The sequence below is a fragment of the Arthrobacter cheniae genome (assembly GCF_003602275.1).
Lineage (GTDB): Bacteria > Actinomycetota > Actinomycetes > Actinomycetales > Micrococcaceae > Arthrobacter_D > Arthrobacter_D cheniae.
This window is the reverse complement of sequence record NZ_QZVT01000008.1, coordinates 60,858-87,481: the sequence shown is the minus strand read 5'-3', so window position 1 is coordinate 87,481 and position 26,624 is coordinate 60,858. Positions and strand designations below refer to the sequence as shown.

Genomic DNA, 26,624 nt, shown 5'->3' with positions numbered 1-26,624 from the left:
CCGCCGCGGCTCTGTCCCACGTCACTACGTCCATCCTTCGCCGCACCCTCTGCGTGTTCGCACTGCGCCGGGAAGTACTGTATCCAGACCCGTCCCGGCTTGCTCGTGCTCTGGTGGGCGCCGGGCTCGCTCCTCGATCTGGCCGACGTGATGGCTGCCTACGCCGTGATCCGGGATGTCTCGGAGGGGTACCTGCTTCCGCTCGTGACCCACCTGCAGGGCATGGTGGGCATCGCAGCGGACGCGCGGTCCGTCATCCTCGACTCTTTCCTGTCATCCCGCGTCGCGTTCGTCGGCAAGGGCCCTGTCGACCAGGTGATTGCCGCCTTCCTGGACCAGGCGCTGTCCGAGACACGCTATTTCGAGAGCCCCGTGGCCGCTGAGGCATGGGCGCGGGACAAGGCCGTCGACGATCATCGCGCGGCAGTACCTCGGTTGCCCATCTACTGAGCGAACCGCGGGAGGTCTCAGCGGCTTTCGTTGTAGGCATCGATGATGGACTGGGTGATCCGGCCGCGGGAGCTCGGGTTGCGGCCGTTGTCCTGGGCCCACTGGCGGATCTGCTGGGTGTCCTCGCGCTTGGAGCGGGACGACGGGGCCTTCGTGTTCGCGGACGGTTGCCCGGAACCGCCCTTTCGACCCTTGTCCACGTATTCGGCCAGGGCGCTCCGCAACGAGTCCGCATTCTTCTGCGTGAGGTCGATCTCGTAGTCCGTGCCGTCGAGCGAGAACCTCACGGTCTCCGTGGCTTCTTCGCCGTCGAGGTCGTCCACCAGTTGTACCTGTACACGCTGGGCCATCACGTTCTCCTGTGGTGTTCGGATGGGGCAATCATTACCGCGAACAGAACCTAGCCCGCGGAGGCGTCGATGGTCCTTCGCTCGTCGATGACGATCGGCAGCCCGAACGCCTCGAACATGTCGGGGTACAGGAAGTTGTGGTGGCCGACGATGTGCTCGCCGTCGGTCTCGATGACCTGGAGGGCGAAGGGCTTCCACAGGCCGGGCTCGACGAGATGGTAGTTCGCGAAGCCGCCGGAACCGTTGACGTCGATGGGTATGAGCCGCCCACCCTCGCACACGCTGCCCTCGCCGACGAACCAGGCGCGCACATCGGCCGGACCGCTGAGCCAGAGGTCGAAGGGCGGCATGGAGAGGACGACGTCGTCGCGCAGCAGCGAAACGAGGACCTCCATGTCATAGGCCTCGAAAGCCCGCATGTACCGGGCCAGCAGGTCCTTGTGGGCAGGATCCTCGAGGGGCATGTGGGCACTGGGCTGGTGGCCTGCCATCGTCCTGCGTGCCCGCTGCAGGGCGCTGTTGATCGAAGCCGTCGTCACCTCGAGCAGGGTGGCGACCTCCGCCGCGGACCAGCGCAGCACTTCGCAGAGGATCAGGGCGCTTCGCTGCAACGGCGGCAGGTACTGCAGGGCAGCGATAAAGGCCAGGCGAATAGTGTCACGGGCTTCGGCGACGACGGCGGGATCGCCCGAGGTGTCGATGACCCGGTCATCGGGGATGGGCTGCACGAAGGTGGCCTCCGTGAGCGGGGCGCCCAACACGGCGGCCGCCGTCCGGGTCGAGGGCCCGAGGTCCATGGGCCGGGCACGGCGCTGCGGGCTGCGGAGCATATCCACGCACACGTTGTGCGCTATGCGGAACAGCCAGGTGCGGAGTGAGGACTGCCCGGCAAAAGTCTCCCGTGCCGACCACGCCTTGATCATGGTTTCCTGGACGGCGTCCTCGGCCTCCGACGCCGCCCCGAGCATCCTGTAGCAGTAGCCGGTCAGTTCGCGTCGGGAGGCTTCCAGGAGCTGCTCGAACGGGGCCGTGTCCGGCATCTGGTCATGGTCGGATCCAGGCGGTGTCTTCTCGCGAGTCGTGGCGCTGGCGGGCTGCATGCCTCGAGCGTAGCGAGGCCGGAAGCAGTGCGGGAGGAGTCCGCCCAGAAACTTTGCCGAGGATCGATGATTTCAGGGCGTCCGTGCCGTCTACTGGGGACAACAGCGATCGATGAACACCTGGAGAACTCCATGCGCAGACTCACAGCAGGCTTCTTCTCTTCCGTGGATGGAGTGGTCGAGTCACCCCATCTGTGGCAGTTCGACAGCTTCGACGCCGAACTCGGCGCGGGCATGGGCGCCATGATCAGCCGGGTGGACACCGTTCTCCTGGGTCGACGCGGCTATGAGGAGTGGGCAGAGTCCTGGCCTGCCGCCGACGCCTCCGACCCGTTCGGTGGCTTCATCAACCCCGTCCGGAAGTTCGTTGCATCGCGCACCCTGAGCGGTGAGCTCGGCTGGACCAATGCATCCCTCATGGACGCACCCCTCGAGGAGTTCGTGCGGACGCTCAAGCAGACGGACGGCGGGGACATCGCGATCTGCGCCAGCATCTCCCTGGTCCGCCAGCTCCTGTTCGCGGACCTGCTCGACTCGCTGATGCTCATGATCCACCCGGTGGTCGCCGGCGCGGGACGTCACCTCTTCGAACCCGCCGATCCCGTCACGAAGCTGCACTTGCAGGAGGTCACCACCACGAGCAAGGGGAATGTCCTTGCTTCCTACGGTCTCCGGAGCCGCGCCTAGACTTCTGGTCATGGCAGTCCTGATCGATCCCCCGTCCTGGCCTGCGCACGGAACGGTCTTCTCGCACCTGGTGTCGACGTCGTCGCTCGCGGAATTGCACATGTTCGCCGAGGCCGCAGGCATCCCGCCCCGTGCCTTCGACGAGGACCACTATGACGTGCCGGCGCGGCGCTACCGGGACCTGGTGGAGCGGGGGGCCGTGGAGGTCAGTGGTAGCGAGCTCGTCCGGTCCCTGATCGCGAGCGGACTGCGGGTCCCGGCACGACGGCGGGGGCCGAAGCTGCGCGCGGTACTGGCATCCCGCTGGGACTCCGTCCTCCCGGAGCATCCGCAGCTCGGCGCGGAGCTCCTGGACCGGTGGAGCGAGCCGCACCGGCGCTATCACACGCAGACGCACCTCCTCGCGGTCCTGGAGGCCCTCGACCTCCTGCTGGTACCGGCGGACGCGCCACTGCGGCAGGCTGTGATCCTCGCCGCGTGGTTCCACGACGCCGTCTACGAAGGTACGGCGGGAGAGGATGAAAGCGCATCTGCCGCCCTCGCCGCCGATCGGCTGAACGGCCGGTTGTCCGGGTCGGCAGTGCGCGAAGTCGAGCGGCTGGTGCTGCTCACGGCGGGACATGATCCTGCTGGGGAGGACCGTGCCGGGCAGCTCCTGTGCGACGCGGATCTCTCCGTGCTCGCCGGCAGCGAGGCCGAGTACGGGCGCTACACCGCTGCCATCCGGGAGGAATATGCCCATATTCCTGTTGCTGCATTCATCACGGGCAGACGCGCAGTGTTGCACCACCTCCTGACGCTCGATCCTCTCTTCCGCACCGCGGCGGCGCAGGAACGCTGGACCGGCCGGGCACTCGACAACCTCGCGCGTGAACTCGATACGCTCGGCTGATGCCGATGCACAGGGAGTCGACACCCAGTGCGGCGTCCGCCCCTGCCCGCCCCGCTCCCTTGACGTCTCGATGTCGTGCTCCGCGATGCCGGCAGCGATGCCACCCGAGCTGATGCCGATGACGGCTCGACGCGTCCTAGGATGGCCTGAGACCGACCATGAGGGCGGTGTGGTTCTGACACCACGAAAGGCTGACCATGCTCGATGACGAGGAAGACGCAGCGGGCCTGACCCGACGATTGGTTCCCGAAGCAGCGGGGGCGCGGATCATCTGGGACTTCGACGGGGTGGTCGGTCACACGGAGCCGTTGCACGAGGCCAGCTATCAGGAGCTTGCGTCCCGGCGGGGTTACGTATTCGACGATGGTTTCTTCGATGATCTCGTAGGACACACCGAGCAGTGGATCTGGGAGCGTGTCATCGGTCAGGGGTTCCCAGCCGCGGTGGCCGAGATACCCGCGCTGCACCGTGAGCGGGGGGATGTCGTCGCGCACATCGCTTTGGGCAGCCTCGAGCCGTCGTGGCTGGCGGCCGATCTGATGCCGGCACTCGCCCCTGTGGCTTCCCGACAGATCGTCGTTTCCAACGGGGATCCCGACCTGATCGCGGCTCTGCTTGCGAACTGGAGTCTCGAGTCCTTCGTAGAGGTCGCTCGGCGGACCCCAGGCCGCGACAAGGAGGCGCTGTTCCGCGCCCACTGCGTCGCCCCGGCCGTCGTCCTCGAAGACAGCGACGCCTATCTGAGGCTGGGCAAGGAACTCGGTGCCTTCACGGTGGGAGTACGACACTCCCACAACCCGCGAGCCGCGCTCGATGCGGACCTCGTCACCCACCTGTAGGCCAATCCGACCCGTACTGAACGAGGACGCGATGAACACCTCCACTGCAAAACCTGTTGTGCTCCTTCGGCCGGCACCACAGAGGCGTGATCGCATCTTCACCCCCCAGGCGTTGGCAGCACTCCACGAGCTGTTCACCGTGGTCGACCTGGAAGATACCCCTGGGGATGAGATGTTCGACCGACACCTACCGGAAGCCTTCGCGATCATCGGGCAACCAGACCTCGGCGCGGAGAGGCTGGCCAAGGCGAGGAAGCTGAAAGCGCTCATCAACGTCGAGGGCAACTTCTTCCCCAACGTCGATTACGCCGCCGCATTCTCCCGAGGCGTCCGGGTCTTGGGGTGCGGGTCGGCCTACTCCCAGGCCGTTGCCGAGTACTCGCTGGGATTGGCCATCGATCTCGCGCGGGGAATCAGCAATCAGGATGGGGCGATGCGCGCCGGATCCGAGAAGTACGTCAGCGAGTCGAATACTGATGCGGTACTCCTGCATCGGGCGACCGTCGGGATTCTCGGGTACGGGAACCTGGGACGAAGCCTGCACCGCCTGCTGCAGCCCTTCCACAACACGGTCCGCATCTACGACCCGTGGTTGCCGCCGGCCGTGATCGAGGATACCGGTGGGATAGCGGCCGGCCTCGAGGAGACACTGTCCTCGAGCCAGTTCGTCTACGTCTTGGCTACCGCCACCGCGGACAGCGCCCACCTCCTCGACGGTCCCGCGCTGGATCTCCTGCAGCAGGGCGCGCGGTTGGTTCTCGTCAGTCGGGCGGCGGTCGTCGACTACGATGCCCTGCTCGATCGGCTTGTGGCCGGTCGATTCCTCGCCGCCATCGACGTCTGGCCCCTCGAACCCGTCCCCCACGACAGCCCGTTCCGGGGACTCCCCAATGTGGTGCTCTCTCCCCACAGGGCAGGAGGGATTACCCAGGCATTCCATTCAATCGGTGAGATGGTGGTTGACGATCTGACGCTCATGGCCCGGGGACTCGCGCCGGTGCGCCTCCAGGCAGCAGCTCCTGAACTGGTTGGTCGCTACCGGAACAAGCCGGTGACCTGACGCCGTCAGCAGGAAGAACGGTCAGCTTAAGGTTCCCAGCTGCGGAGGTTCCAGGAGCTGGCGGGCGACGTCGGAGCCCTTCCCGCGTCCCATGGCAGGCGGTTGGACGAGGCGGGCGACGCGCCCGTGATCACGATTGAGCGTTGTTCCGGGCCGTGCCATGGCTACCTGACCGCCGGCAGCCGATCATGGGGACATGACCTGGTCGACACGCGTAGGCATCGTGGCCCTCACCGCAGTGCTCCTGGCCGCCTGCGCGACTCCGGGCGATCCCGGCGGTGAACCGGACGCGACACCGGGTGTGTCACCCGCCGCCAGCCCTAGCCAGACACCCGCAGCTCCTGCCGGGGAGTTCTCTGCTCCCGCTGCAGACGGTGTGATGATCGGTCAGGGCACCGTCCTCCAGGTGGGCGGGGCAGCACCCCAGTTCTGCCTCGGCGGCATCGCGGAATCGTATCCACCGCAGTGCACGGGACCCGAGATCGCGGACTGGGACTGGGCGCAGGCGCAGCAGTCGGAGACGGCCTCGGATGTGACCTGGGGTGCGTACGCGGCCACCGGTACCTGGAACGGCACGGTGTTCACACGGACCGGGGTGCCGATTCCCTTAGCCCTCTACGACACCGTGCCCCTCGAGGATCCGCTCGCCGGCCGGCAGGGGAGCACAGGCCGGCAGGACCTCGACCGGATCCTGCAGGAGATCGGTGTCGGCGAACAGCTGGTCGCTTCGGGTGTGCGAAGCGGGTTTGTCACGGTCACGGTCGTGTACGACGACGGTTCCATCCAGGCTCACATGGACGCCGAGTACGGCCCCGACGTCGTCGTCGTGCTGTCCGCCCTGAGGTCAGCCTGAGCGACAGGCCATGACACGCCGACGTCTTCGGTGCGCTTTTAGCCCACGCCGGCGAACGTAGCCGGGCGAGTCACGCCTGACAGCCCTACCGGGACTGCAGGGCGTCGAGCGCAACGGCCATCGCCGCTGCAACCCGTCCGTCGAGTCGTGCGCCGGGGACAGTGACCACGTACCTGTCCCGGAGCGATCGTCCGCGTTCAGATGTCATCACCGTCTGTCCGGCCTGGTCAGTGAAGTCGAAGTGGAAAAGGAACGGTGAAGGAATGGCTTCCAGGACGGGCAGCATCTCCCAGATCCGCCGTGCGACGGCTACTCCGGCACTTCTTTCGCTTCCTCTCGCCTGGATCCCCGCGGCCTCGAGGTGCCACGTCGATCGTAGGATCGAGGGTCTGAAATCCTTGCGGAAGCTGCCGATGGGCTGCCCCGTCGCGTCCATCACATCGTAGGTAGCACCGACGTCGAGCCTTTGCCGGGCCTTGAAGGAGAACAGGGCCGTTCCCCGCGACTCGTCACGGTAGAACGTGACCTGCTCCCGGAAGGCGGCGCGCTTCTGCTGCGCGAAAGCCAGCAGCTCACCGGGAGTGCCGTTGTCGTTCACTGCCCTGATCTCGTAGCGGTTCACCATCATCGTGATCTTCTGCGCCACCGTGAAGCGTTCGACGCCGTATGCCAGTTCCATAGCCATCCTGTCTTCGTTCGATACGGCGCTCCGCCGTCCGGGGCAACTCTCCTCCCCGAACCTGGCCGGTGGGAACCTCGCAGCGCGCCGATCGCGGTCCGGGCAGGTGCCGAACCGTCAGGTCGCTCCTAGAAGGAGTCGAGAATAGTGCGTGCGGCGAAGAGGGAGTGCGTGTCCTGCACATTCGTGTGGGAAGCCTGGTCGATGATCGCCTGGGCTACCTCATTGACCCTGCGGTGCGTTTTCTGACTGCGCTGGCTGATGAGGCGGAAGGCGTCATCAGCGTTGATTCCGGTCTGTCCCATGAGAATGCCTTTGGCCTGTTCGATGACACCGCGCTCCCTCGCGGACCCGGCGACGGCCTCGCGCGTGAGCCTGTGGGAATCACCGTGGAGGAGGGCGGTCAGATCGAAGAGGAGTCCGGAGACCCCGATCACGGTGTCGTTCTCCTCGATGGTGTCACCGGTGATGAGGACCTGACGGAGGGAGCCCCCGGTGCTGCGGAGGGTGAGATAGACAGACAGTGGTCCGCCGAGGGTCGTGACGTCTTCCCGAAATGCATGTCCTTCGTTGCGTCGTCCGGGAAGGACGGAGCCTCGGAGGGGTTCGGAGGTCGGGTCGCTGCCACCACGCCGGTAGCTATGGATCTGGTAGATGTCGTCGGACCAGTGCAGCTCACAGGTGGACAGGTAGAAGCGGAAGCTCCCGGTCGGGCAGTTCCCGAATCCGTCGGTGCCGGGGACGGTGTCAAGGCCGGCTACTGCTGAAGTGTCGTCATGATGATGCACGGTAAATTCCGATCGGGACATGTTGGACTGCGCTGGCGTCATAACGTCGTCCCACTCAGACACTAGCAACGACCCGCATGCGTGTGCACCAAGAATTCCCGAGAGGTTGCCTGCGCGCATGGATCGATGCTCGCATGCAACCCTCGTTGCGGCCGTCGTCCTGGTGTTCGTGCGCGTTGGGTTCAGGTGTGGAGGTCGCGGCGGTAGGGTGCCCGAGTTGCCGGCGGGATCTCGTCGATCAGTTCGTTGATGGCGTGAGCAAGCTTGTCGCATTCGATGGCAGGTAGGTCGAACATCTGGTGGAGGTAGGCGTCGATGTCGTATTCGTCGCCGATGCCGGTGATGGAGAAGTACCGCAGCCACACGTCCGGCAGGCTCAAGCCCGCTCGTGTCATCGCACGCCCGATCTGGCGGCGCTGGGCGTCCTCGATCGATGCGGTTGAGTCCCGGTGATTCACGGTGCTGCGGTGAGGGTGTCCGGGCGGGTGTCGCGTCGGAGCACGGATTGTGCGTGCTCGTGAAGGGTCACGCCCTTGTTGCCGGCCTCGTTGAGGAGATGGCTCAGGGCTTCTTCCTCGGGAAGGTCGTGCCGTTCCATGATGATGCCGCGGGCGGCAGCAACCACGTCTCGTATTCGCAGGGTTTCCTTCGCCGTTTCGCTGATGCGCTGGGGGGTGTCGCTGGCCTGGATATGTCCCAGCAGGACCGCAGCCGACAGGGCGAGGTGAGCCAGCACCTTCTGATCCTGGACGGTGAAGGCGTGAGGGGCTGCAGCGTAGATCTTCATTGCGCCGATTCCGTGTGCCCCATTCTCCAGCGGAACGCTGAAGCAGGAGCGCACTCCGGTTCTTGCTGCTTCCGAGCTCCAGCGCGGCCAATGCTGGTCGGATTCGGTGTCCTCGACATAGGTGGCCCTGCCTTCGGACCACGCGGACAGGCACGGCCCATTGCCCAGCTCGTACTGAAGGTCATCGGCGCGAAGGACGAAGTTGTCCGTCGCACCGACGCTGGTCGGTTGGTTGCCCTTGATGAGGCTCACGCCGGCACCGAGGGCATGGGGGATTGCTTCCTTGGCTGCGGCTGCCAGGGCAGACACAGCCTGCTGGGCGGTTTGTTCCGTGAGGAAAAGTCCTTTGGCACGCCCGATGAGGGGCGCTAGTTCATTCAAGGGGGAAGAGTCGTCCATGAGGATCTTTCGGTGAGTAGTTGAACGGGGCTGGAAGTTCGTGCCGGTCAGGAATTGTCGAAGAGTTCCAGCAGGGCGCGGGTGCGGTGCGGACGGTCGCTGTCCTCGCTGAGCTGGCGGGCGCGGTCGATGATTTCCTGGGAGACGACGACGACCTTCCGGTTCGTGGTCTGGCTGCGCTGGCTGATCCGTTCGAAGGCTTCCGTCGCGTCGAGGCCGGCGCGACCCATGAGGATGCCTTTTGCCTGCTCGATCACGGCGCGGCTCAACGCTGACGCGGCGACAGCCTGGTTGGCGATCGCACGGGTTTCCACATGGATGGAGCGAGTGAGATCCGCGACCAGCGCCCACACGCCGACCGGGTCCTCATTCGGTCGGATGAAATCCCCGGAGATCAGGACCTTGCGCGTGCCACCATCAGCGTCGCGCAGGGATAGATAGATCGAGAGGGGGCCCCCCGTCGATGTCAGGGCCTCCCAGAAAGCCTTCGCGGCATCCCGGTCCTCGGGATAGATATGGGAGAAACCCAGGTCGAGGGTCGGAACGACGTCGCCCCGCGCGTACCCGTGGATGCGGTACAGCTCATCGGACCAGTGGAACACCGGGGAGTCGAAGTAGTGCTCGACAGTGCCCGTGGGGCAGTCGATGAAGGATTCGATACTCGTGTGAACGCCAGTGGTGTCCACCGAGGGCGTTGATAATGCAGAAGGCAGAGACATGCCAGTAACCGTCCGACGAACTCGACCAGGCCAGCTACTTGACCGGAAATCCAAGACATGAGGATAACAAACCGCCACAGACCCTCCAAAATCCGCAGGACACCGATTCAGCCGCACCCGGACAACCTGTTCTGCATGGTTGAAGGGACTACCCCAATCCTTGGTCTCTCCTCGCCGAATGCTAACGGTTCCTTAGTTTTCGTCGGGAAGAATATTCGTGGGTGGTAGTGACAAACTCGACTCGAACTCCACGACCTCACTGACGGCACCGAAGGAATGAGCACATGACTGGTCCGGACCCGCTGCAACACCCTCCTGTCGGGCATGCAGGAAGGGGCGCGACCAGCATGCTGGTGGAAGACCGCGACGGCCGGCGTGGCGAGATCGATGGTCGAGGCGAATGGCCTGCTGTGCTTGCGGAGGCCCGGACGGCAATCGCTGATATCGCGTTGATCACCGATGCTGATCAGGCGGTGACGTTCGTATCGTCGTCCTTCACGGCGATGACGGGGTATGAGCCGGCGGACATGGTGGGCCGCAATTGTCGTCTCCTGCAGGGACCCGGTACCGATGCCGGCACGCCACATCAGATGAGGGAGGTCCTGGCCGCAGGTGAGGTGTTCGAGGGGGAGATCCTCAATTATCGCAAGGACGGCTCCGCCTTCTGGGCCGCGCTGAAGATCGTTCCGATGCGGGTCGGGGACAGCCTCGAGGTCACCCATTATGTGAGCGTCCAACGTGACATCAGCAACAGGGTTGCGTTGCTGAAGCAGTTGGAGGCCCAGGCCGTCCACGACCATGTAACCGGGCTTCCGAACCGGATCGCGGCCGAGCGTGCGGTGGAGGAAGCCGTGCAACGCTCGCCGGAGACGGATCTGACGGTCGCGGTCGGTCTGATCGATCTCGATGACTTCCGCATCGTGAACAACACGCTGGGTCATGCAGCGGGTGATGTGGTGCTGCAGCAGTGGGCAACCCGTGTCCTGGCGCGCCTGCGGGAAGGGGATGTGCTGGCCCGGATGGGAGGGGACGAGTTCCTCCTGATCCTGGGCAACATCGCCAGGGCTACGTCGGATGAGGATCTCCCGGGAATCCTGAACCGTCTGCATGAGACCGTTGAGGAGCCCTTCACGGTGGACGGTCGCCAGGTTCGCATCGGTATGAGCATGGGGATCGCCCTCGTGCCCGAGGACGGCACGGACAGCCGATCGATCCTTCGCAGCACTGACGAAGCGCTGTACCTGGCGAAGGGACGGCGGAACGACGGCGTGTCCTGGTGGGAGACCGCCGCCTACGCCCAATCCCAATCCCTCCTGGACAGCACCACCGCAGACGCCGTTGGAAGTCGTGATGCGGGGATGTACCGGAGCGCCCTGAGGAGCGGGAATATCCTGGTCCACTTCCAGCCCATCGTGGATCTACGCGACGGGTCGATCGCACTGTTCGAGGCCCTGGCGCGTCTGGAGTTACCCGGGGGGCGCATCGCCTTCCCGGACGAGTTCCTGTCCCATCTCAGCACCGAGAACCTGCGCGTCCTCTTCGATCATGTCCTCGATCGGGCATTGGGCCTCATAGCCGGCTGGGACCGGGCAGGCGTGCCTCCCAACGTGGCAGTGAATCTGCCCCCTGAAATCCTGCACGACCGCACACTACCCGCACTGGTCGGGCGCATGCTCCATACCCATGGCATCGAGCCGGGCAGGCTCGGGCTGGAACTCCTGGAATCGCAGACAATGGTCCTTGAGACGCAGCGGGCAGCGCTGCAGGAGCTAGCCGGCCTCGGCGTCCGTCTCGCCATGGACGACCTCGGGTCCGGATACAGCAGCCTGCAACGACTGTCGTCGTTCCCCTTCAGCGCCATCAAACTCGATCGTGGCCTGTTCATGCATGTGTACGACAGGCCTCTGGAGACGCTGAGCGTCATGGCGACCCTTATCCAGATGGGCAGGGACCTGGAGATGACCGTCGTGATCGAGGGGCTCGAGGATGAAAGTCTGACCGAGGCCGCGACCATCCTCGGCGCCCCACTGGGCCAGGGCTACTACTTCGCAAAGCCGATGGACCTGGAAGACTGTGGACGGTGGGCGGACTCGTTCGACCCGAATCTGCATCGGTCTTCGATACGAACACCGTTAGGTGCCCTCGCCTACCACTGGCAGTTCGCGCGGTTGGCCGCCCCGCACCCCCTGGAGCTCGAGCACTGCCCGCTCACACGATTCGTGAGGTCGATCGGTACGACAAGCGAGGCCGAGCCATGGCATGCGCTGCAACACTCAGCACAACAGATGCACCCCGCCTCCAGCCAGTACCTCATCCAATGGCTCACAGAACAGATCCACGCACCTGGGCCGCAGAACTCCCAGCAGGAAGCCCACCTCGAGTCCCGGTAGGAGAACTGCCCACCGGACGACGACGGACAAGGGACGGCCGTTGCGGGGAACGGACCGGGGGACTGGGATAGCCTGACGTGATGGAACGCGTAGCGGTGATCTCCGACCTGCACGGGAATGCCACCGCCTTCGCAGCGGTCCTCGACGATCTCGGACGCCGGGGAATCACCACCGTCTACAACCTGGGCGACGTCGCAGGAAAGGGACCTCGGGGCTCCGAGTGTGTCCGGCTGAGCCGCCTGCACTGCGCCGTGACGGTGCGGGGCAACTGGGACGACTTCCTGCCGAGCGAGACGCCCGAGTGGCGTGACGACGCCGGCTGGTGGTGGCACAACGAGTTGACGCCGGAGGACAGGCAGTGGCTGCAGTCGCTTCCCCTGTCCCACGACATCATGCTCAGCGGGCGTCGCATCCGGATGTTCCATGCGTCCGCGAAGAGCGTCTACCACCGTGTGCACGCCCGCCACACCGATGAGGACTTCGAAGGTATGTTCCGGGTGACGGAACTGACGGGTGGCGGACCCCTGCCGGACGTGGTCTGCTACGGCGACATCCACGACGCCTTCATCTCGACCTATCGCAGCAGGTCGCTCATCAACGTCGGCAGCGTCGGCAATCCTCTGGACGAACCACAGGCCTCCTACGTGATCCTCGAAGGGGAGCGCGACGGCGACCGCACGGACCCTTTCGGTGTCCAGTTCGTGCGGGTGTCCTACGATGTCGAGGCGGAAATTGCTGTCGCCGCGGAACTCGCCATGCCGGCCCTCGAGGCGTACGCCATCGAACTGAGGACGGCCATCTATCGCGGCCAGCATGAGCAACTCGGACTGCTCGGCAGGGGGGTCGGGCGAGCAGCCAGCCAAGGGCCGGCTGCTTGACCTCCGGCTGGCGCCCCATGTCCGTGCAAGCACATCGATGTTTTCAACGTCAGTCCACGGACAGGTCCGGGCCATTTGCTGCGTATGCCCAGTGTGCGCCGTGCTCCCCGACATGTGCAGTGGCTTGCGCCACCACCACCACCTGCTTGACAGTCGGGGCTGTTACCGGCCAGGCCGTGGCTACCCGGGGCCGGGGCCAGAAGGGCGCGGGTTGGTACCTCGCACCAGGTGGACGGGCGCGTCCTGGCGTTTCGTGCCAGGCACGGAGTGAGCGCCGGAACCGTCTTCGATGGGTAGAATTCTCAGGGTCGCTTAGCAGCAGGCGGCCCCCTCACCTTCTCCTTGCCCAGCATCACGCGCGAACGGCAGGGGTAGATCCGAAGGTTCACCTCTTGTCTGATCACCACAGCGCCGACGGCCACGATGACAGGGCCCCGGCGGTCTCGGTCCTGGCCCAGGACCTGGTCCTCGACAGCGGCGACGTCGGGGAATTCCTGACGAAACTGGTCACCATCGCCGGTCACACCCTGTCCGCCAAGGACGACGAAGTTCTCTGCGGCGTCACGCTCCTCAGGGAACGGACGAGGACGACGGTCGCGAGCAACGGCCCGGACGCCCAGAAGATGGACGAAGTCCAGTACGAGTACGACGACGGCCCGTGCCTGCGGGCCGCACGCGAAGGCTTCGTCCACTACGTCAGTGATTTCGAATCCGAGGAGCGCTTCCCCGAATACAGCCGGGCGATTGCCGGCCACGGCATCAGGTCCGCCCTGGGAGTGCCCATCCGGCTCGAGGGCGAGGCGACGGCTGCGCTGAACTTCTACTCGCCCCTGGTTGATGCCTTCAGCGGGGACGCCATAGAGGCGGCCGAGCGTTTCGCCGCGGAGGTCTCGGCGTCGCTCCGACTCGCCGTGCGCATCGCCAAGCTGACCGAGTCCGGCGCAAACATGCGGGCCGCTATGGAGAGCCGCACCACCATCGACCTCGCCGTCGGTGTGATCATGGGGCAGAACCGCTGCTCCCAGGATGCTGCCATGACCATCCTCAAGACGGCCTCCAGCTCCCGGAACATCAAGTTGAGGGACGTGGCCGCGTCCGTCCTGCAGTCACTGGGTCAGGGTCCCGCGACGACGCACTTCGACTAGGGCCCAGGGCGGGTTCTATGTCCGCATATGACGTCCTTGTGAATCGCCGACAGGTAACACCCCTAGTGTCTGAGCGACGGCCCCCGGGTCTCAATACCAACCAGTGACACGTCGAGGAGATTGCCATGACCCATGCCAGCATTGCATCAGAGGTAGCGCGATTCAACGAGGGTTTCGAGGCGCAGATAGGCCCCGACCTCGCTGGCACCTTCACCCGCGAGCAGGCGGACCTGCGCTCTGCGGGCGCTCCCGCAGCGGTGGTCTCCGTGGGTGATGTCCTCCCCGATGCGAAGCTGTTGACTGCAGCGGGTGACGCTATCCAGCTGTCGGCGGTCCGGGCGGGCGGTCCGGCCGTCATCGTCTTCTACCGTGGCGGCTGGTGCCCCTACTGCAACATCACCCTGAGGGCGTACCAGCGGGAACTCCTGCCAACACTCCTGGAGCAGGGGATCAAGCTTCTGGCGGTCAGCCCCCAGCATTCCGAGGGTAGTGAGGCGACGGCGCAGGGCGCAGAACTTGGGTTCGATGTGCTCTCGGACCCGGCAAACGTGCTCGCACGCGCGCTGGGGATCGTCACGGAGCCGAGTGCGGATGCACGGCTCGCCCACACCCGATTGGGGTTCGAGGTCTCGGACAGCAATGCTGACGGGACGGCTGCCATTCCCTACCCGGCCGTCCTCATCGTCGACGCCGCGGGGACCGTGCGGTTCGTCGATGTCCACGCCGACTACACGAAGCGCACGGAGGTCGCCCAGATCGTCGCGGCCCTCCGCAGCCTCTGAGTCCGAAGCTTCTGCGGCTCAACCTTCGGCGGCAGGCCGGTCGGAGAGTCGGACCTCGACGGTTTGCGTCTCGGACCCCCGGCGGGTCTCGACGGTGACCGAGTCTCCCGGCTCGCGCTGGCGCAGCGCCGACAGCAGGCCTTCGGGTGCTGATAGCTCGTCACCGCCGATCTTCGTGATGATGTCGCCCGGGCGGATCCCGGCGTCGTCGGCTGGTCCTCCCTCGGAGACGGACAGCACCACCACGCCTGTGGCGTCCTGCAGGTTCAGCCGCTCTGCGATCTGAGGTGTGATGGCGCCCGGCGCCAGCCCCATGTAGGCGTGCTCGGCCGTGCCGTCCTCGCGCAGTTCCTCGGCCACCTCGGTGGCGGTGGGTGCGGGGATGGCGAAGCCGAGGGCGACGGCTCCTCGGGCCGGAGGGATGTACGCCTCGCTGATACCTATGATCTCGCCGCGGCCGTTCACCACGGCGCCGCCTGAATTGCCCGGGCTGATGGCGGCATCGGTCTGGATGAGGTCCACGAGAGACTGGCTGGTGGAGGCCGACCCCGGGATCTCACGGTGCAGGCCCGAGATGATGCCCGAGGTCGCGGTGTTCTCGAAACCGAGGGGAGATCCGATGACGACGGCGAGTTCGCCGATGCGCGGAAGGTTGGACTGGAACGTGGCTGCGGGGAGATCCGTGCGATCGGCGCGTACCAGCGCGAGGTCGGAGACCGCATCGGCGGACTCGACCGTGCCGGACACGCGTTGTCCGTCGGCGAAGGCGACCTCGACCTCGTCGTTGCCCCGGATGACGTGCTCGTTCGTGAGGATGAGCCCGTCCTCCGTATAGATGACGCCGCTGCCGAGGCCGTTCTCGGTGAAGATGGTGACCACGGACGGCTCCACGGCCTCCACGATGTCGGGGATGCTCATGTCGCCCTGTTCTGCGTCGGCGGAACCGGAGGATGGCGCAGGAGCCGACGGGCTGCCGGACTCCCCCTGCACCTGCGCGGGTGCGCTCGGGGCGGAGTCCGCACTGTCCGTGAGGGTGCATCCGGAAACGGTGAAGAGGAGCGCGAGGCCCACAGTCATCGCGCACCTGGGGCGGCGGGTCCTGGACGTCATGGGGTGTTCCTCCTCCGATGGTCGTGTGCCGGTCGACACCGGCGCCGGCGATGCCCGAAGGCGCCGCCGGCCGCTACCTATGACCGTACGAAGGGTGCCCGCCGAGCGACAAGCGGGAAAAGGGGAGTGACCAGGGCTGGACAGGTAGCACGATCAGGAATTCGTGCCCGCGACGAGCACCGAGCTAGGGGCGTCCGTCTGCTCCCGGGTCCGGCCGGCGGAGGGGATGTTCACGCCACGATTCGTTGTCGGGCGTGCCGGGTCCGTACCCGGGCCGCAGCAGCGGCTCGTCGGGGTCGTCCTCCGGATTCGCCTTTCGTGGTCCGTTCGTGCGGTGGGTGAGCCAGTACCCCCGGGCGATGCAGGCGGCGGCTGCGAGGATGATGACGAGTCCGATGGCCAGGAGCAGAGGGGCCTCGGCCGGCGCCGGCGTGCCCGTGGAGTCCGCCCGCGCGAAGTCGGACACGGCCTGGGGAACGAAGAGGGTGCTGACGAACAGCAGGACGAGTCCTGCCAGGTACTGCCGGATGCCGAGCTTCATGACTCCCCTGGGCGTCGTCGCGTGTGGTGCAGGTCCTTGGTCCAGCTTAGGCGCTGCCCCGGACACCCTACGCTGGTCACGTGCATGACACCCTGCCCAGCAACCGCCGGCTCAGCCGCAGCATCCTCCGGCTCGCCGTGCCGGCACTGGGTGCCCTCATCGCCGAGCCGCTGTTCCTCCTGGCCGACTCGGCGATCGTCGGGCACCTCGGTGTCGACGAGCTCGCGGGAGTGGGCCTCGCCTCCACGGTGCTGCAGACGGCCGTCGGATTCATGGTTTTCCTCGCGTACTCGACCACCCCCGCCGTTGCCCGCCTCCTCGGTGCCGGCCGCCTGCCGGATGCGCTCGCGGCGGGGCGCGACGGCGTGGGCCTCGCCGTCGTCCTCGGGGTGGTCCTGTCCGTCGCCGGATGGGCCTCGGCGCCGCACCTGGCCTCGGTCCTCGGTGCGGAGGGAGCCGTCCACGCGTTCGCCGTCGACTACCTTCGTTGGTCCATGCCCGGGCTGACCGCGATGCTCGTGGTGCTTGCTGCCACGGGTGTGCTGCGCGGCCTGCAGGACACGCGCACGCCGCTGCTGGTGGCCGGTGCCGGATTCGGCGTCAACATCGTCCTCAACTACCTGCTCGTCTACGGTGCGGGGATGTCGGTGGCCGGGTCGGCGCTCGGCACGAGCCTCGCGCAGTGGGGCATGGCGGCCGTGTACCTGGTGATGATCGTCCGCGCATCCAGGCGGGAGCAGGTGTCTCTCCGGCCGACCCTGCGCGGCATCAGGGGCGCGGCGAGCGTCGGATCATGGCTCATGCTACGGACCCTCTCCCTGCGCGTGGCGATCCTCGCCACGGTGTTCGTCGCGACGTCGCAGGGCCCGCTGAGCCTCGCGTCCCATCAGCTGGTCATGACGGTCTTCACCTTCCTCGCCTTCGCACTCGACGCCCTGGCCATCGCGGCGCAGGCATTGATCGGCAAGGAGTTGGGGTCCGGGAACAGGCCGCTGGCCCGGGCCCTGACCCGGAGGATGATCGTCTGGGGCGTCGGCTTCGGCGTTCTCACCGGCGGCCTCCTCGCTGCCGCCGCGCCGTTCGTCGGCTGGATCTTCACCACGGATCCTGCCGTGCAGGCCGCCTTCGCCGCCGGGCTGTGGGTCCTCGCCGCATCGCAGCCGGTGTGCGGATTCGTCTTCGTGCTCGACGGCGTCCTCATCGGCGCGGGGGACGCCCGCTACCTCGCGATCGCCGGCGTCGTGAATCTGGTGGTGTACCTCCCGCTGCTGGTCCTCGTGGGCCGCGCGGACCTGACGGGCGGGGAGGGAATCGCCTGGTTGTGGCTCGCCTTCGGCGTCGGCTACATGGTGGCTCGGGCCGCGACCCTCGGGTGGCGGGTCCGGGATGACCGGTGGATGGTGACGGGCGCTACCCGGGGCCGGGCCTCATGACCCACTGTTCGTCATGACCCACCGCTCGTCGTGCCTTGTCCCGCGTCGTCGCTACGAGGCCAGCTGCTCGCGCGTCCCCAGCTGTGCCGTTGACGGCCCGGCCTCCCGGTCCGACCGGTTGATCTCGGCCCATACGGCATCGAGGGAGAGCCCGACGACGACGGCGATGGCTGCGATGGTCGGGAAGGCGGGGGTTGCGACGCGCCCCGACTCGATCTTCCGTAGGGTCTCCGGGGAGACGCCCGCGTCCAGGGCCGTCTCGAGCATCGAACGCTCACCCCTGGCGTGTCGCAGCAGGGCGCCGAGGCGCTGTCCACGTTCGACGTCGGCGGGAGTGAGCGGCAGTCTGACCATGGTTCCGATGATAGTACCGGGATAGTATTACCGGGATAGTTATTGGTGGAGTCTGAAAGGCATTCGCATGATCGAGATCCTGAGTACCTCCGAACTGGCCCGCGCACGGGTAACGGGAGCCCTGGTCGCGGATATCCTGCAGGCCCTGAGGAAGCGCAGCATCGCCGGAACCAACCTGCTGGAGATCGACCGCTGGGCCCGGGAGATGATCATCGGGGCCGGCGCCCAGTCCTGCTACGTCGACTACGCGCCCTCCTTCGGCCGCGGGCCTTTCGGCCACTACATCTGCACCGCCGTCAACGATGCGGTCCTGCACGGACTGCCGCACGATTACGCGCTCGCTGACGGCGACCTCCTGACGCTCGACCTCGCCGTCCTGAAGGGAGGAATCGCCGCCGATGCAGCGATCAGTTTCGTCGTCGGTCCATCGGGGCGCGCGGAGGACGCCGTCATGATCGCCACGACGGAGCGTGCCCTCGCCGCGGGGATCGCCGTGGCACGTCCCGGGGCCCGCACCGGCGACATCTCCTACGCCATCGGAGCGGTACTCAGCGCGGCCGGCTATCCGATCAACACCGAATTCGGCGGACACGGGATCGGGTCGACGATGCACCAGGAGCCCCACATCACCAATAACGGGCGCCCGGGTCGCGGTTACGCGCTGCGCCCCGGGCTGCTGCTCGCCCTGGAGCCGTGGGTCATGGCGGATACCGCCGAGCTCGTGACGGATCCCGACGGCTGGACACTCCGCAGCGTGACGGGTAGCCGGACAGCGCACAGCGAACACACGATCGCCATCACCGACTCGGGCGCGGAGATCCTTACCCTGCCGACGTCCGCGACCCAGTAGGGAACAACCGCCGCCCGGGGTGCTTCAGCGCCAGACATTTCAGCACGAGGTCAAACGTTCGTGGAGCGTTGCCCGATGCAGGGGATCAGGCCATCGGGGATGATCCTCAACGCCTTCGCCATGAACGCGACCAGTAGGCGTAGGCGATAGGGAGGGCGAAGCGGGGCGAGCAGCCTAGGGCTCGAACCGGGCGCAGGCTGCCTCCAGCTTGTCCGCAAGTGACGAGGCGTCCGTGAAGTCGCTTGCCCGCCCATCCGCAACAGCCTGGATGGGAATCCGGATCCCATCGATCAACGAGGTGAGGTCATCGTCTGCGTCTTCAGCGATGGTGACCAGGGCTGCCGAGATCACGGACGCTCTCTTGGCCTGGCCGCCGAAGACCTGACCATCATTAGCCGCGGCCTCGTCGATCAGCATTCTGGCTCCTTTCAGGGGACTTACATCGCCGCCTTTGTAGAGGCTCTTGCAGGTCGCGCTTGCTTTCGGCGAGAGTGAGGCCGACCCGCCTGAAGCGGCTGTCATTTCCGGCCCGCCGGCATCAGGTCCGGGATCGGAGTCGCAGGCGCTCAGGACGAGGGCCGAGGCAAGAAGGGCGGCGGCTGCAGCAGCTTTCATGATGATCCTCGAGGGTCCTACGACTAGATACGGATGGCTCCTGAGAGGGTCGAAATCCACGCATACACTCGCCGCGGTTCGATATATCCGCCCAGAATAACGTCTACATTCAAGAGCCATATCCACGGATATGGTATTAAATGTTGACGCCTTTATCCCTAGCTGCCAGTAACTTAGCCTCGATGATGGAAAATAGCCAGAGGGGCGGTGTTTTATGCTTTGGTTTTTGGTGATTCTCTTGCAGACAGGCCATCGGATTGGAACGATGCGCTTGTCCCAATCACTCGATATTGGAGTTAACTGTGAACCATGTCCGCCGTAATCCACGTAGAATATTTGGCGCTGTCGGAGCAGGGGTGATGCTTGGTGCATTGATTGTCGCGACACCGGCCAGCGCCGCTCCCGGTGATGCAACTGCCCCTGGGCAGGGAACCTGCAAGACCTCCGACGACCCGCAATTCAGCGGCTGGACCAGCTACGAACAGCTCGGTTCAGAGCTGGAGAATATCGAGAACAACAGTAAGGGCCGGGTGCAGGTCGACGTCGTCGGTCAATCCGAGTTGGGCCGCGATCTCTACACCGCCCGGGTCGGCACGGGGGAGCGTGTACTGCTCGTCCAGAGCGCTATCCATGGCAACGAGCGGACCGGGACCGAGGCGCTGCTGGGCATACTGAAGAAGCTTGGTTCCAGTAATGACCCGGTGACCCAGCGTGTGCTGGAGAACGTCACACTTGTGGCTATGCCCATGGCCAATCCCGATGGTGGGGAGCTCAACCGCCGTATGAACGTCATTTCCTGGGACGAGGTAGAACGCCGACACCCCCAGCTGGAAGGCTCGAACCGCGCTTGGTACCACCAATTGACCGGGGACGGCATCGATCTACCGGGCTTCGATCTGAATCGCGATTTCAACGCCGACCTCGACTACGTCCCGCAGCCAGGTGACCTGCCCGGAGATCCAAAAGACGCAGGTTTCTACCTCTCACCGGAATCCCAAACCATCAGGGATGTCTATGTGAGCCTCCAGGATGAATTCGGCAACGTCGACGCCGTCGTGGACCTGCACCACATGGGCCCGTGTGATCAGCAGACCGGAGGCGAACAGGACGGCAGGCACATCTCGGTGGCGCTCGACTACCCGCCCCTGGGCATCAACGACGGCGCTGCATACAAAGAGGACTGGCCGCTCCTGGACCAGGACAAGTCCCGGCGCTATGCACTAGCGGTCGCTGACGGCGTCAAGGACAGCTATGGTACCCAGTCGCCGCTGGCCGCCGCCGGCCGCTACTTCCATCCTGACGAGCGCGAATATGCAGGACAGGGACGTTCAGCCTTTGCTCTTAACGGTTCGGCCACTGTCCTGTTCGAAGTCAGAGGACAATCGGATGATTTCGGCCAGAAGATGAAGGGCATGCTCGTTCAGAGCGTCCAGACCGGCCTCGAATCCCTCATCGACTCCATGGCCACCGGCGAAGTCGATGCCCTCGACGGAGACGCCTTCTTCGACTATCCCGACTATCCCGACTATGGGTGGGACACACCGCAGGACTGAGCGATACAGCATCTGCCCGTGAATCGCACCTGAAGGAGACGGCATCGGGGGCCTCGGTAGTTCACATGGCCCCCGATGACTGAGGTTATTAGCCCTTCAGAACGCTTTCAAGCGCCCACCGGGGGTGCTGTGAAGCCTGGAACGTCTGTACTCTTCCGGCTTGCCACGGTAAATCCCCTTGCTCGGTTGGTTGGCGTCATGAAGTTGCCCCGCCTGAGTCATGAACTCACACCGTCAACATCACGGCAAGCGGGGCGGGGTGAAACTTGGTGAAACTACTTGCGAGGCCTCACTGCTCCACCGCGCGCACGGTTAGCGGCAGGTGCCTTGGCCCGGGTGTCGGTAACCCTGGCCCCGATGTCAAGCCTTGGGGGCTTCATCGGCCTTGGCCAGGTTCGGCACGTCCGGTCCATCGGCATCCTTGAACTCGGCAGTGTCGGCCTTGTCATCTGCCGTGGCATTGGCCTTGGGGGCTTCATCGGCTTTGGCCAGGTTCGGCACGTCCGGTCCGTCGGCATCCTTGAACTCGGCAGTGTCGGCCTTGTCATCTGCCGTGGCATTGGCCTTGGGTGCCTCATCGGCCTTGGCCAGGTTCGGCACGTCCGGTCCGTCGGCATCCTTGAACTCGGCCGTGGCGGGCTTGTCCTCTGCTGTGGCATTGGCCTTGGGGGCTTCATCGGCTTTGGCCAGGTTCGGCACGTCCGGTCCGTCGGCATCTTTGAACTCGGCAGTGTCGGCCTTGTCATCTGCCGTGGCATTGGCCTTGGGTGCTTCATCGGCCTTGGCCAGGTTCGGCACGTCCGGTCCGTCGGCATCCTTGAACTCGGCCGTGGCGGGTTTGCTGACAGTCGTGGCGTTGGCCTGGGGGGCCTTATCGGCCTTTGTGGTTGTTGGTCCGAACATTGCGTCGATGTCTGCCATTTCCATGTCAGCGGTGGCCTGGATCAGTTCCAGCAGTTCCGGGTCGAGACCGGGGGCGAACTCCTCCAACCGCTCAGGGGCGATGACGGAGGGCACGCCCTCGGGAGCCTGCTCGCTGGCGTCGAGGTTGGTACCGTCCTTCGACGGCGATAGCCCCTGGTAAATTCTCCCGGCCTCGGACTGGCCCTTGAGGTCGAAGGTGTACTGCTTGCTCTGCAGTCCAAGGTCGAGGAGTTTCTTGACCTCGGGGAATTGCTCGGCGTTCGTCTTGGGGATCGGCAGCAGCGACTTCCAGTTCACCCCGAGGGTTTCCAGGGCTTTGGCGTATCCGTTCTCGTGCGCTTGATCGCGGACGATCAGGTACGCAATGGTGGACCGTGCCGTCTTGTTGTCGGTCATCTCGTACATGCGGCACTTCTGCAGCCGGCCCGTGGCCTCGAGCATCAGGTTGTACAGAAGGTCCAGGGGCAGGTTGCCGGAGTTGTAGACGTAGCTGCCGCTCCACGGGTTGCCTGCCGAGTCCACGGGCAGGGCACCCTGAGCGCCGACGAGGTAGTGGTGGATGTTCCCCTGGGACAGGGCAAGGTTCAAGGGGATCGACCCGCCGGCCCCTGGGGTATCGAGGGGGTCTTCCTGCTTGCCCTGATAGCGGGGTGAGCCATCGAGGAGCCGGGCGATCGTGGTGCCGATCAGCTCAACGTGGCTGATCTCCTCGGTGCCGATGCCCTGAATCAGGTCACGGTAGGGTTTAGCGGCCGCGCCGCGGAAGTTCATGGCCTGGAACAGGTACTGCATCATGGTGCGCATCTCACCGAACTGGCCGCCCAGGCCCTCCTGCAGGGCATTGGCTGCGGCGGGATCCGGCTCGTCTGGGATGATCTCGTTGATGAGTTGCTGGACGTGGAAGAACATGGGACCTCCTAGTAGTGAGCGGCAAAGGAAAGCCGCCTTAGCTTTAGCCTTCACTGCGCAGCCCAAGACCACAAGGGTGGAGCGTCAAATTGTGTGGAGGACCTCGGCGGCGATCAGTAGGACCGCGCAGGCGCTCCACAGGCCAAGCATCCGTGCGCAACCGATACGACGGTCGTGTCCTCCCGCCTGTCACTTGTGGTCGCTCTGTTTATTGCCGCGTATGGCATAACGACGGAGGACGGAGTGCCGCAGTAGCAGCACCCCGTCCTCTTGACTCTGAGGCGTTCGCTCCTCAGGCTGTGTGTCTAGCGGGTGGGTCCATCCGTGTCGATGCGCTCTTCGCGAACCTGCTCGTTGACAGTTTCCTGCTCGGTGACTGTTTCCTTGTCCAGCCGGACACGCTCGACAGGGACAGCTTCCTTGTCGACGACGGGACGCTCAGCAGTGAGGACCACTTCGTGTTCTTCCTCGCTGATCGCCGGGCCGTCATAGGCATTCCCGCGGTTCGCGTCCGTGATCGGCTCGCGCTCCACCCGGACTTCCTCGTGGCTCACCGGAACGGTCTTGCTGACGTTCTCGGTCACGACATGCTTGCGCAGCCGAGCCCGCCCAGTCTCCTGGGTTTCGGTGCCGACGCGGAGCTCTTCCTTCGACCGCGTCATTGCCTCGTCCGTGGTCGGACCCGATGTGTCGTGACCGACAGCCTCACGGTTACCACTGGATGTGCCAGTCGTGCCGGCAGTCGTGCCGGCGTCGACCTGGCTGGTCGTGTCGGTGTTCGTGGTGCCGGTGCCGGTGCCATGGACGCTGTAGTGGCGGTACAGCTCTTCTTCCTCGGTCGGGCTGAGGTGTCCGTCCCGCTCTACCGAGGGTGCTGCCTTGACGAGGGACTTGTCATACGGGACCCGAAGGTCATTGCCGTCGATGGAGGCGTCCTGAAGAGGCACGAAGGTTTCCTTGGTGCCGAAGAGCCCGGTGTTCACGGTGACCCAGCTGGGCTGTCCTGTGGTGTCGTCGACATAGAGCTCACCGATGGAGCCGAGCTTCTCGCCGTCGTTCGTGTAGACCGTTCCCTTGCCCTTGGTGAGCTGGTCGAGGTTGTCATTGCTGATCATGATCTCTCCTTACCGTTGCTTACCGTTGCTACGCGGTTGTAGTTGTCCGTGCTCGAGGCGATTGAGCGCCTTTCGTCCACCCTAGGCAGGACCGATCCGGGATTGCAAGCAGACTTACTATCAGCCTGCGTAGGGAGGTCCGGAGCCGATGTAGGCGGACGGTGATTGCTGGTCGGCGTTCGGGCTGACCGTGGGTAGGCCGGTGTCGTCGCCCTTCCAGGTGCTATCGCTCGCGCTTGTCACGCCCTGCTTCTCGAGTCCGTCGACTACTTCCTTGAGGTTCCGCACTGACCGACGGAGGTGGTCCAGTTTCGTGACGACGAGGGTGTCACCGGCGCGTAGGCAGTAGGGCTTCAACCGCCTTGGAACCCGGGTGACCTACGAGGCGTCGGAACGCACATCTGCGGAGCTCGGGCATTAAGGAAGCGTAGGGATGTCGGGCTTCGCCGTGAGGAAAGCGTAAGGATCGGCTTTTCGATCCGGTTCGGGGTATGTAATCGAGCTCGTGCCTTCCAGGGCACCCGTTCGGCAGGAAGCCGGCGGACCGAAGTGCACTATCCCGTCCAATGGAGTTCCTTGTGCTTGACGTCGTCTCTTTCGTGGGTATCGCAGCCCTGTTCAGTGTGGTCGCTCTGATCGCCCGGGCGGTGGAGGGACTGTGATCGTTTTCAACCTGATCGCCGTCGTTCTCGGTATCGCGGCCCTGGGCTACCTGGTCTATGCCCTCGTGCGCCCGGAGCGTTTCTGATGACTTTCGCCGCAGCGCTTCTGCCGCTGCTGACCGTCGTCGTCGTACTCGCCCTGCTCTACCGTCCGCTGGGCGATTACATGGCCCGGACCTTCACCGGCATGAAGGACCTCCGCGTGGAGCGGGGGTTCTACCGCATCCTCGGCGTCGATTCGGCGTCGTACCAGCCGTGGCGCTCCTACCTCACCGGCGTCCTCTCCTTCTCCGTGGTCGGTGTGCTGCTCGTGTACGTGCTGCAGCGCACGCAGGCCGTGCTGCCCTACTCGCTCGGACTGCCGGCGGTGCCCGAGGGCCTGGCCTTCAACACGGCGGTCTCGTTCGTGACCAACACCAACTGGCAGTCCTACTCGCCCGAGGCCACCATGGGCTACGCCGTGCAGATGGCGGGCCTCGCTGTGCAGAACTTCGTGTCCGCCGCCGTCGGGCTCGCCGTGGCTATCGCTTTCGTGCGGGGACTAGCGGCCCGTCGCAGCGCAACGCTCGGTAACTTCTGGGTGGACCTGACTCGCGCTCTTCTGCGGATTCTGCTGCCGGGTGCCGTCATCGCTGCTCTCGTGCTGCTCGCGGGCGGTGTTATCCAGAACTTCGCCGGCTTCACCACCGTCACCACACTGACAGGTGCCGAGCAAAACCTGCCTGGAGGTCCTGTGGCCTCGCAGGAGGCTATCAAGATGCTCGGCACCAACGGCGGAGGGTTCTTCAACGCCAACTCGGCTCATCCCTTCGAAAACCCCTCACCCTGGACCAGCGTGTTCCAGGTCATCCTCATGCTCGCGATCCCCTTCAGCCTGCCGCGCACCTTCGGCACCATGGTCGGGCAGCGCCGGCAGGGCTACGCGATCCTCGGAGCGATGTCCGCGATCTTCCTGCTGTCGCTGACCGCGGTGACACTCGCCGAACTGGCAGGGAACGGCAGCGCTTCGCAGGCCGCGGGAGCTGCGATGGAGGGCAAGGAGCAACGGTTCGGGATCGTCGGGTCCACCCTGTTCGGCTCTGCCAGCACGCTCACCTCGACAGGCGCCGTGAACTCGATGCACGACAGCTACACGGCAATCGGCGGGATGCTGCCGATGGTCAACATGATGCTCGGCGAAGTCGCACCCGGTGGTGTGGGCTCGGGACTGTACGGCATGCTGATCCTCGCGGTCGTCACTGTCTTCATCTCCGGGCTCCTGGTAGGCCGCACACCCGAGTACCTCGGCAAGAAGATCGGCGCACGGGAGATCAAGCTCGCGAGCCTCTACATCCTCACGATGCCGACACTCGTCCTCACGGGAACGGCCCTGAGCTTCGCGGTGCCCGCCCTCCGGTCGGACATCGACGGCACATCCATCCTGAACCCGGGCCTGCACGGTTTGTCCGAGGTGCTGTACGCCTTTACCTCCGCGGCCAACAACAACGGCTCGGCGTTCGCGGGCCTCACGGCGAACACGCCCTGGCTCAACACCGCGCTCGGAGTGGCGATGCTGCTGGGGCGTTTCCTGCCCATGGTCTTCGTCCTCGCCCTCGCCGGTTCCTTCGCCGCCCAGGACAGGGTGCCCGCCACAGCTGGGACGCTGCCTACCGACCGCGTCCAGTCCGTCACCCTCCTCGTCGGCGTCACCGTCGTCGTCACCGCCCTCACTTTCTTCCCCGTGCTCGCACTGGGGCCCCTTGCGGAAGGACTGCTCTAGA

General features: G+C 65.3%; 28 protein-coding genes and 1 pseudogene. 15 read left to right on the top strand and 14 right to left on the bottom strand.

Translation table 11 applies throughout. The features are described from left to right. Positions 1 to 99: 99 nt before the first annotated feature. Positions 100 to 450: a hypothetical protein gene (locus D6T63_RS14720; RefSeq protein ID WP_120149816.1), complete on the top strand. Its 351-nt coding sequence runs from the start codon at positions 100 to 102 to the stop codon at positions 448 to 450. Between the two features lie 17 nt (positions 451 to 467). Here the strand turns inward: D6T63_RS14720 and D6T63_RS14715 are convergent, their stop codons facing one another. Together D6T63_RS14715 and D6T63_RS14710 are read right to left on the bottom strand one after the other, a co-directional pair. Then, complete coding sequence (locus D6T63_RS14715; protein WP_120149815.1) at positions 468 to 800, bottom strand: histone-like nucleoid-structuring protein Lsr2; 333 nt, start codon at positions 798 to 800, stop codon at positions 468 to 470. Positions 801 to 850: 50 nt separating this feature from the next. Beyond that, positions 851 to 1,900, bottom strand: coding sequence for a sigma-70 family RNA polymerase sigma factor (locus D6T63_RS14710; protein WP_120149814.1), 1,050 nt, complete (start codon positions 1,898 to 1,900; stop codon positions 851 to 853). A gap of 132 nt (positions 1,901 to 2,032) precedes the next feature. Between D6T63_RS14710 and D6T63_RS14705 the strand changes: the two genes are divergently transcribed. The 5 genes from D6T63_RS14705 to D6T63_RS14685 all read left to right on the top strand — a co-directional run bounded on the left by D6T63_RS14705 (position 2,033) and on the right by D6T63_RS14685 (position 6,231). Next, a complete protein-coding gene (locus D6T63_RS14705; RefSeq protein ID WP_120149813.1) occupies positions 2,033 to 2,587 on the top strand; it encodes a dihydrofolate reductase family protein in 555 nt (184 codons plus the stop codon). Positions 2,588 to 2,597: 10 nt separating this feature from the next. After that, entirely contained in the window at positions 2,598 to 3,479 is an 882-nt protein-coding gene (locus tag D6T63_RS14700; RefSeq protein WP_120149812.1) for a DUF4031 domain-containing protein, read from the top strand. Positions 3,480 to 3,676: 197 nt separating this feature from the next. Then, positions 3,677 to 4,318: an HAD family hydrolase gene (locus D6T63_RS14695; RefSeq protein WP_120149811.1), complete on the top strand. Its 642-nt coding sequence runs from the start codon at positions 3,677 to 3,679 to the stop codon at positions 4,316 to 4,318. 31 nt (positions 4,319 to 4,349) lie between these two features. After that, complete coding sequence (locus D6T63_RS14690) at positions 4,350 to 5,378, top strand: hydroxyacid dehydrogenase (RefSeq protein ID WP_120149810.1); 1,029 nt, start codon at positions 4,350 to 4,352, stop codon at positions 5,376 to 5,378. Positions 5,379 to 5,574: 196 nt separating this feature from the next. Then, complete coding sequence (locus tag D6T63_RS14685) at positions 5,575 to 6,231, top strand: hypothetical protein (protein WP_120149809.1); 657 nt, start codon at positions 5,575 to 5,577, stop codon at positions 6,229 to 6,231. Between the two features lie 85 nt (positions 6,232 to 6,316). Here D6T63_RS14685 and D6T63_RS14680 read toward each other — a convergent pair whose 3' ends face one another. The 5 genes from D6T63_RS14680 to D6T63_RS14660 all read right to left on the bottom strand — a co-directional run bounded on the left by D6T63_RS14680 (position 6,317) and on the right by D6T63_RS14660 (position 9,603). Continuing rightward, complete coding sequence (locus D6T63_RS14680; protein ID WP_120149808.1) at positions 6,317 to 6,910, bottom strand: LURP-one-related/scramblase family protein; 594 nt, start codon at positions 6,908 to 6,910, stop codon at positions 6,317 to 6,319. A 128-nt stretch (positions 6,911 to 7,038) separates the two neighbouring features. After that, positions 7,039 to 7,740 carry an ANTAR domain-containing response regulator gene (locus D6T63_RS14675; protein WP_182977027.1) on the bottom strand — a complete coding sequence of 234 codons (702 nt, stop codon included), beginning with the start codon at positions 7,738 to 7,740 and terminating at the stop codon, positions 7,039 to 7,041. Positions 7,741 to 7,880: 140 nt separating this feature from the next. Further along, positions 7,881 to 8,156 carry a hypothetical protein gene (locus D6T63_RS14670; protein ID WP_120149806.1) on the bottom strand — a complete coding sequence of 92 codons (276 nt, stop codon included), beginning with the start codon at positions 8,154 to 8,156 and terminating at the stop codon, positions 7,881 to 7,883. Beyond that, positions 8,153 to 8,866 (bottom strand): GAF and ANTAR domain-containing protein, encoded by a 714-nt coding sequence (locus D6T63_RS14665; RefSeq protein WP_182977026.1) that lies wholly within the window; start codon positions 8,864 to 8,866, stop codon positions 8,153 to 8,155. The genes D6T63_RS14670 and D6T63_RS14665 overlap by 4 nt, the downstream gene beginning before the upstream one ends. A gap of 65 nt (positions 8,867 to 8,931) precedes the next feature. Then, on the bottom strand, positions 8,932 to 9,603 hold the full coding sequence (locus D6T63_RS14660) for a PAS and ANTAR domain-containing protein (protein WP_120149804.1): 672 nt from the start codon (positions 9,601 to 9,603) through the stop codon (positions 8,932 to 8,934). A 347-nt stretch (positions 9,604 to 9,950) separates the two neighbouring features. Here D6T63_RS14660 and D6T63_RS14655 point away from each other — a divergent pair, with 347 nt between their 5' ends. From D6T63_RS14655 to D6T63_RS14640, 4 genes are all read left to right on the top strand, one after another. Further along, positions 9,951 to 11,993, top strand: a complete 2,043-nt coding sequence (locus tag D6T63_RS14655) for a putative bifunctional diguanylate cyclase/phosphodiesterase (RefSeq protein ID WP_182977025.1) — start codon at positions 9,951 to 9,953, stop codon at positions 11,991 to 11,993. Positions 11,994 to 12,073: 80 nt separating this feature from the next. Next, complete coding sequence (locus D6T63_RS14650; RefSeq protein WP_120149802.1) at positions 12,074 to 12,871, top strand: metallophosphoesterase family protein; 798 nt, start codon at positions 12,074 to 12,076, stop codon at positions 12,869 to 12,871. A 392-nt stretch (positions 12,872 to 13,263) separates the two neighbouring features. After that, positions 13,264 to 14,016, top strand: a complete 753-nt coding sequence (locus D6T63_RS14645) for a GAF and ANTAR domain-containing protein (RefSeq protein ID WP_235830778.1) — start codon at positions 13,264 to 13,266, stop codon at positions 14,014 to 14,016. A gap of 125 nt (positions 14,017 to 14,141) precedes the next feature. Beyond that, positions 14,142 to 14,798, top strand: coding sequence for a peroxiredoxin-like family protein (locus D6T63_RS14640; protein ID WP_120149800.1), 657 nt, complete (start codon positions 14,142 to 14,144; stop codon positions 14,796 to 14,798). Positions 14,799 to 14,816: 18 nt separating this feature from the next. Here the strand turns inward: D6T63_RS14640 and D6T63_RS14635 are convergent, their stop codons facing one another. Together D6T63_RS14635 and D6T63_RS14630 are read right to left on the bottom strand one after the other, a co-directional pair. Continuing rightward, the gene (locus tag D6T63_RS14635) at positions 14,817 to 15,908 is read right to left on the bottom strand and encodes a S1C family serine protease (protein ID WP_120149799.1); all 1,092 of its coding nucleotides are present in this window, start codon (positions 15,906 to 15,908) and stop codon (positions 14,817 to 14,819) included. 184 nt (positions 15,909 to 16,092) lie between these two features. Continuing rightward, complete coding sequence (locus D6T63_RS14630) at positions 16,093 to 16,449, bottom strand: hypothetical protein (protein ID WP_120149798.1); 357 nt, start codon at positions 16,447 to 16,449, stop codon at positions 16,093 to 16,095. An 80-nt stretch (positions 16,450 to 16,529) separates the two neighbouring features. Here D6T63_RS14630 and D6T63_RS14625 point away from each other — a divergent pair, with 80 nt between their 5' ends. After that, complete coding sequence (locus D6T63_RS14625) at positions 16,530 to 17,882, top strand: MATE family efflux transporter (RefSeq protein WP_235830777.1); 1,353 nt, start codon at positions 16,530 to 16,532, stop codon at positions 17,880 to 17,882. Positions 17,883 to 17,933: 51 nt separating this feature from the next. Here D6T63_RS14625 and D6T63_RS14620 read toward each other — a convergent pair whose 3' ends face one another. Then, a complete protein-coding gene (locus tag D6T63_RS14620; RefSeq protein ID WP_120149797.1) occupies positions 17,934 to 18,236 on the bottom strand; it encodes a helix-turn-helix domain-containing protein in 303 nt (100 codons plus the stop codon). Positions 18,237 to 18,303: 67 nt separating this feature from the next. Here D6T63_RS14620 and map point away from each other — a divergent pair, with 67 nt between their 5' ends. Continuing rightward, entirely contained in the window at positions 18,304 to 19,086 is a 783-nt protein-coding gene (map, locus tag D6T63_RS14615) for a type I methionyl aminopeptidase (RefSeq protein ID WP_120149796.1), read from the top strand. Positions 19,087 to 19,260: 174 nt separating this feature from the next. Here the strand turns inward: map and D6T63_RS18995 are convergent, their stop codons facing one another. Next, entirely contained in the window at positions 19,261 to 19,701 is a 441-nt protein-coding gene (locus tag D6T63_RS18995) for a hypothetical protein (protein WP_147394387.1), read from the bottom strand. 359 nt (positions 19,702 to 20,060) lie between these two features. Here D6T63_RS18995 and D6T63_RS14605 point away from each other — a divergent pair, with 359 nt between their 5' ends. Next, positions 20,061 to 21,254, top strand: a complete 1,194-nt coding sequence (locus D6T63_RS14605) for a M14 family zinc carboxypeptidase (RefSeq protein WP_120149794.1) — start codon at positions 20,061 to 20,063, stop codon at positions 21,252 to 21,254. Between the two features lie 891 nt (positions 21,255 to 22,145). Here the strand turns inward: D6T63_RS14605 and D6T63_RS14600 are convergent. The 3 genes and pseudogenes from D6T63_RS14600 to D6T63_RS19830 all read right to left on the bottom strand — a co-directional run. Beyond that, positions 22,146 to 23,087: pseudogene (locus tag D6T63_RS14600) on the bottom strand (manganese catalase family protein); the annotation flags it as partial. 305 nt (positions 23,088 to 23,392) lie between these two features. Then, entirely contained in the window at positions 23,393 to 24,202 is an 810-nt protein-coding gene (locus D6T63_RS14595) for a DUF2382 domain-containing protein (protein ID WP_120149793.1), read from the bottom strand. A 120-nt stretch (positions 24,203 to 24,322) separates the two neighbouring features. After that, positions 24,323 to 24,559, bottom strand: coding sequence for a recombinase family protein (locus D6T63_RS19830; protein ID WP_235830776.1), 237 nt, complete (start codon positions 24,557 to 24,559; stop codon positions 24,323 to 24,325). A gap of 301 nt (positions 24,560 to 24,860) precedes the next feature. On the opposite strand from D6T63_RS19830, the gene kdpF reads away from it, so the two are divergent. Both kdpF and kdpA read left to right on the top strand, forming a co-directional pair. Continuing rightward, a complete protein-coding gene (gene kdpF / locus D6T63_RS14585) occupies positions 24,861 to 24,950 on the top strand; it encodes a K(+)-transporting ATPase subunit F (RefSeq protein ID WP_120149792.1) in 90 nt (29 codons plus the stop codon). Then, positions 24,950 to 26,623: a potassium-transporting ATPase subunit KdpA gene (kdpA, locus tag D6T63_RS14580; RefSeq protein WP_120149791.1), complete on the top strand. Its 1,674-nt coding sequence runs from the start codon at positions 24,950 to 24,952 to the stop codon at positions 26,621 to 26,623. Before kdpF ends, kdpA begins: the two co-directional genes overlap by 1 nt. Position 26,624 lies beyond the last annotated feature (1 nt).

Bases quoted from the DNA above. Each gene is read 5' to 3' on its own strand.
- map (WP_120149796.1), top strand. From the start codon at position 18,304: ATGATCGAGATCCTGAGTACCTCCGAACTGGCCCGCGCACGGGTAACG.
- D6T63_RS14605 (WP_120149794.1), top strand. From the start codon at position 20,061: ATGCTTGGTGCATTGATTGTCGCGACACCGGCCAGCGCCGCTCCCGGT.
- D6T63_RS14595 (WP_120149793.1), bottom strand. From the start codon at position 24,202: ATGATCAGCAATGACAACCTCGACCAGCTCACCAAGGGCAAGGGAACG.
- D6T63_RS14705 (WP_120149813.1), top strand. From the start codon at position 2,033: ATGCGCAGACTCACAGCAGGCTTCTTCTCTTCCGTGGATGGAGTGGTC.
- D6T63_RS14700 (WP_120149812.1), top strand. From the start codon at position 2,598: ATGGCAGTCCTGATCGATCCCCCGTCCTGGCCTGCGCACGGAACGGTC.
- D6T63_RS14695 (WP_120149811.1), top strand. From the start codon at position 3,677: ATGCTCGATGACGAGGAAGACGCAGCGGGCCTGACCCGACGATTGGTT.
- D6T63_RS14660 (WP_120149804.1), bottom strand. From the start codon at position 9,603: ATGTCTCTGCCTTCTGCATTATCAACGCCCTCGGTGGACACCACTGGC.
- D6T63_RS18995 (WP_147394387.1), bottom strand. From the start codon at position 19,701: ATGAAAGCTGCTGCAGCCGCCGCCCTTCTTGCCTCGGCCCTCGTCCTG.
- D6T63_RS14640 (WP_120149800.1), top strand. From the start codon at position 14,142: ATGACCCATGCCAGCATTGCATCAGAGGTAGCGCGATTCAACGAGGGT.
- D6T63_RS14630 (WP_120149798.1), bottom strand. From the start codon at position 16,449: ATGAAGCTCGGCATCCGGCAGTACCTGGCAGGACTCGTCCTGCTGTTC.
- D6T63_RS14650 (WP_120149802.1), top strand. From the start codon at position 12,074: ATGGAACGCGTAGCGGTGATCTCCGACCTGCACGGGAATGCCACCGCC.
- D6T63_RS14635 (WP_120149799.1), bottom strand. From the start codon at position 15,908: ATGACGTCCAGGACCCGCCGCCCCAGGTGCGCGATGACTGTGGGCCTC.
- D6T63_RS14620 (WP_120149797.1), bottom strand. From the start codon at position 18,236: ATGGTCAGACTGCCGCTCACTCCCGCCGACGTCGAACGTGGACAGCGC.
- D6T63_RS14675 (WP_182977027.1), bottom strand. From the start codon at position 7,740: ATGACGCCAGCGCAGTCCAACATGTCCCGATCGGAATTTACCGTGCAT.
- D6T63_RS14655 (WP_182977025.1), top strand. From the start codon at position 9,951: ATGCTGGTGGAAGACCGCGACGGCCGGCGTGGCGAGATCGATGGTCGA.
- D6T63_RS14710 (WP_120149814.1), bottom strand. From the start codon at position 1,900: ATGCAGCCCGCCAGCGCCACGACTCGCGAGAAGACACCGCCTGGATCC.
- D6T63_RS14690 (WP_120149810.1), top strand. From the start codon at position 4,350: ATGAACACCTCCACTGCAAAACCTGTTGTGCTCCTTCGGCCGGCACCA.
- D6T63_RS14685 (WP_120149809.1), top strand. From the start codon at position 5,575: ATGACCTGGTCGACACGCGTAGGCATCGTGGCCCTCACCGCAGTGCTC.
- kdpA (WP_120149791.1), top strand. From the start codon at position 24,950: ATGACTTTCGCCGCAGCGCTTCTGCCGCTGCTGACCGTCGTCGTCGTA.
- D6T63_RS14715 (WP_120149815.1), bottom strand. From the start codon at position 800: ATGGCCCAGCGTGTACAGGTACAACTGGTGGACGACCTCGACGGCGAA.
- D6T63_RS14680 (WP_120149808.1), bottom strand. From the start codon at position 6,910: ATGGAACTGGCATACGGCGTCGAACGCTTCACGGTGGCGCAGAAGATC.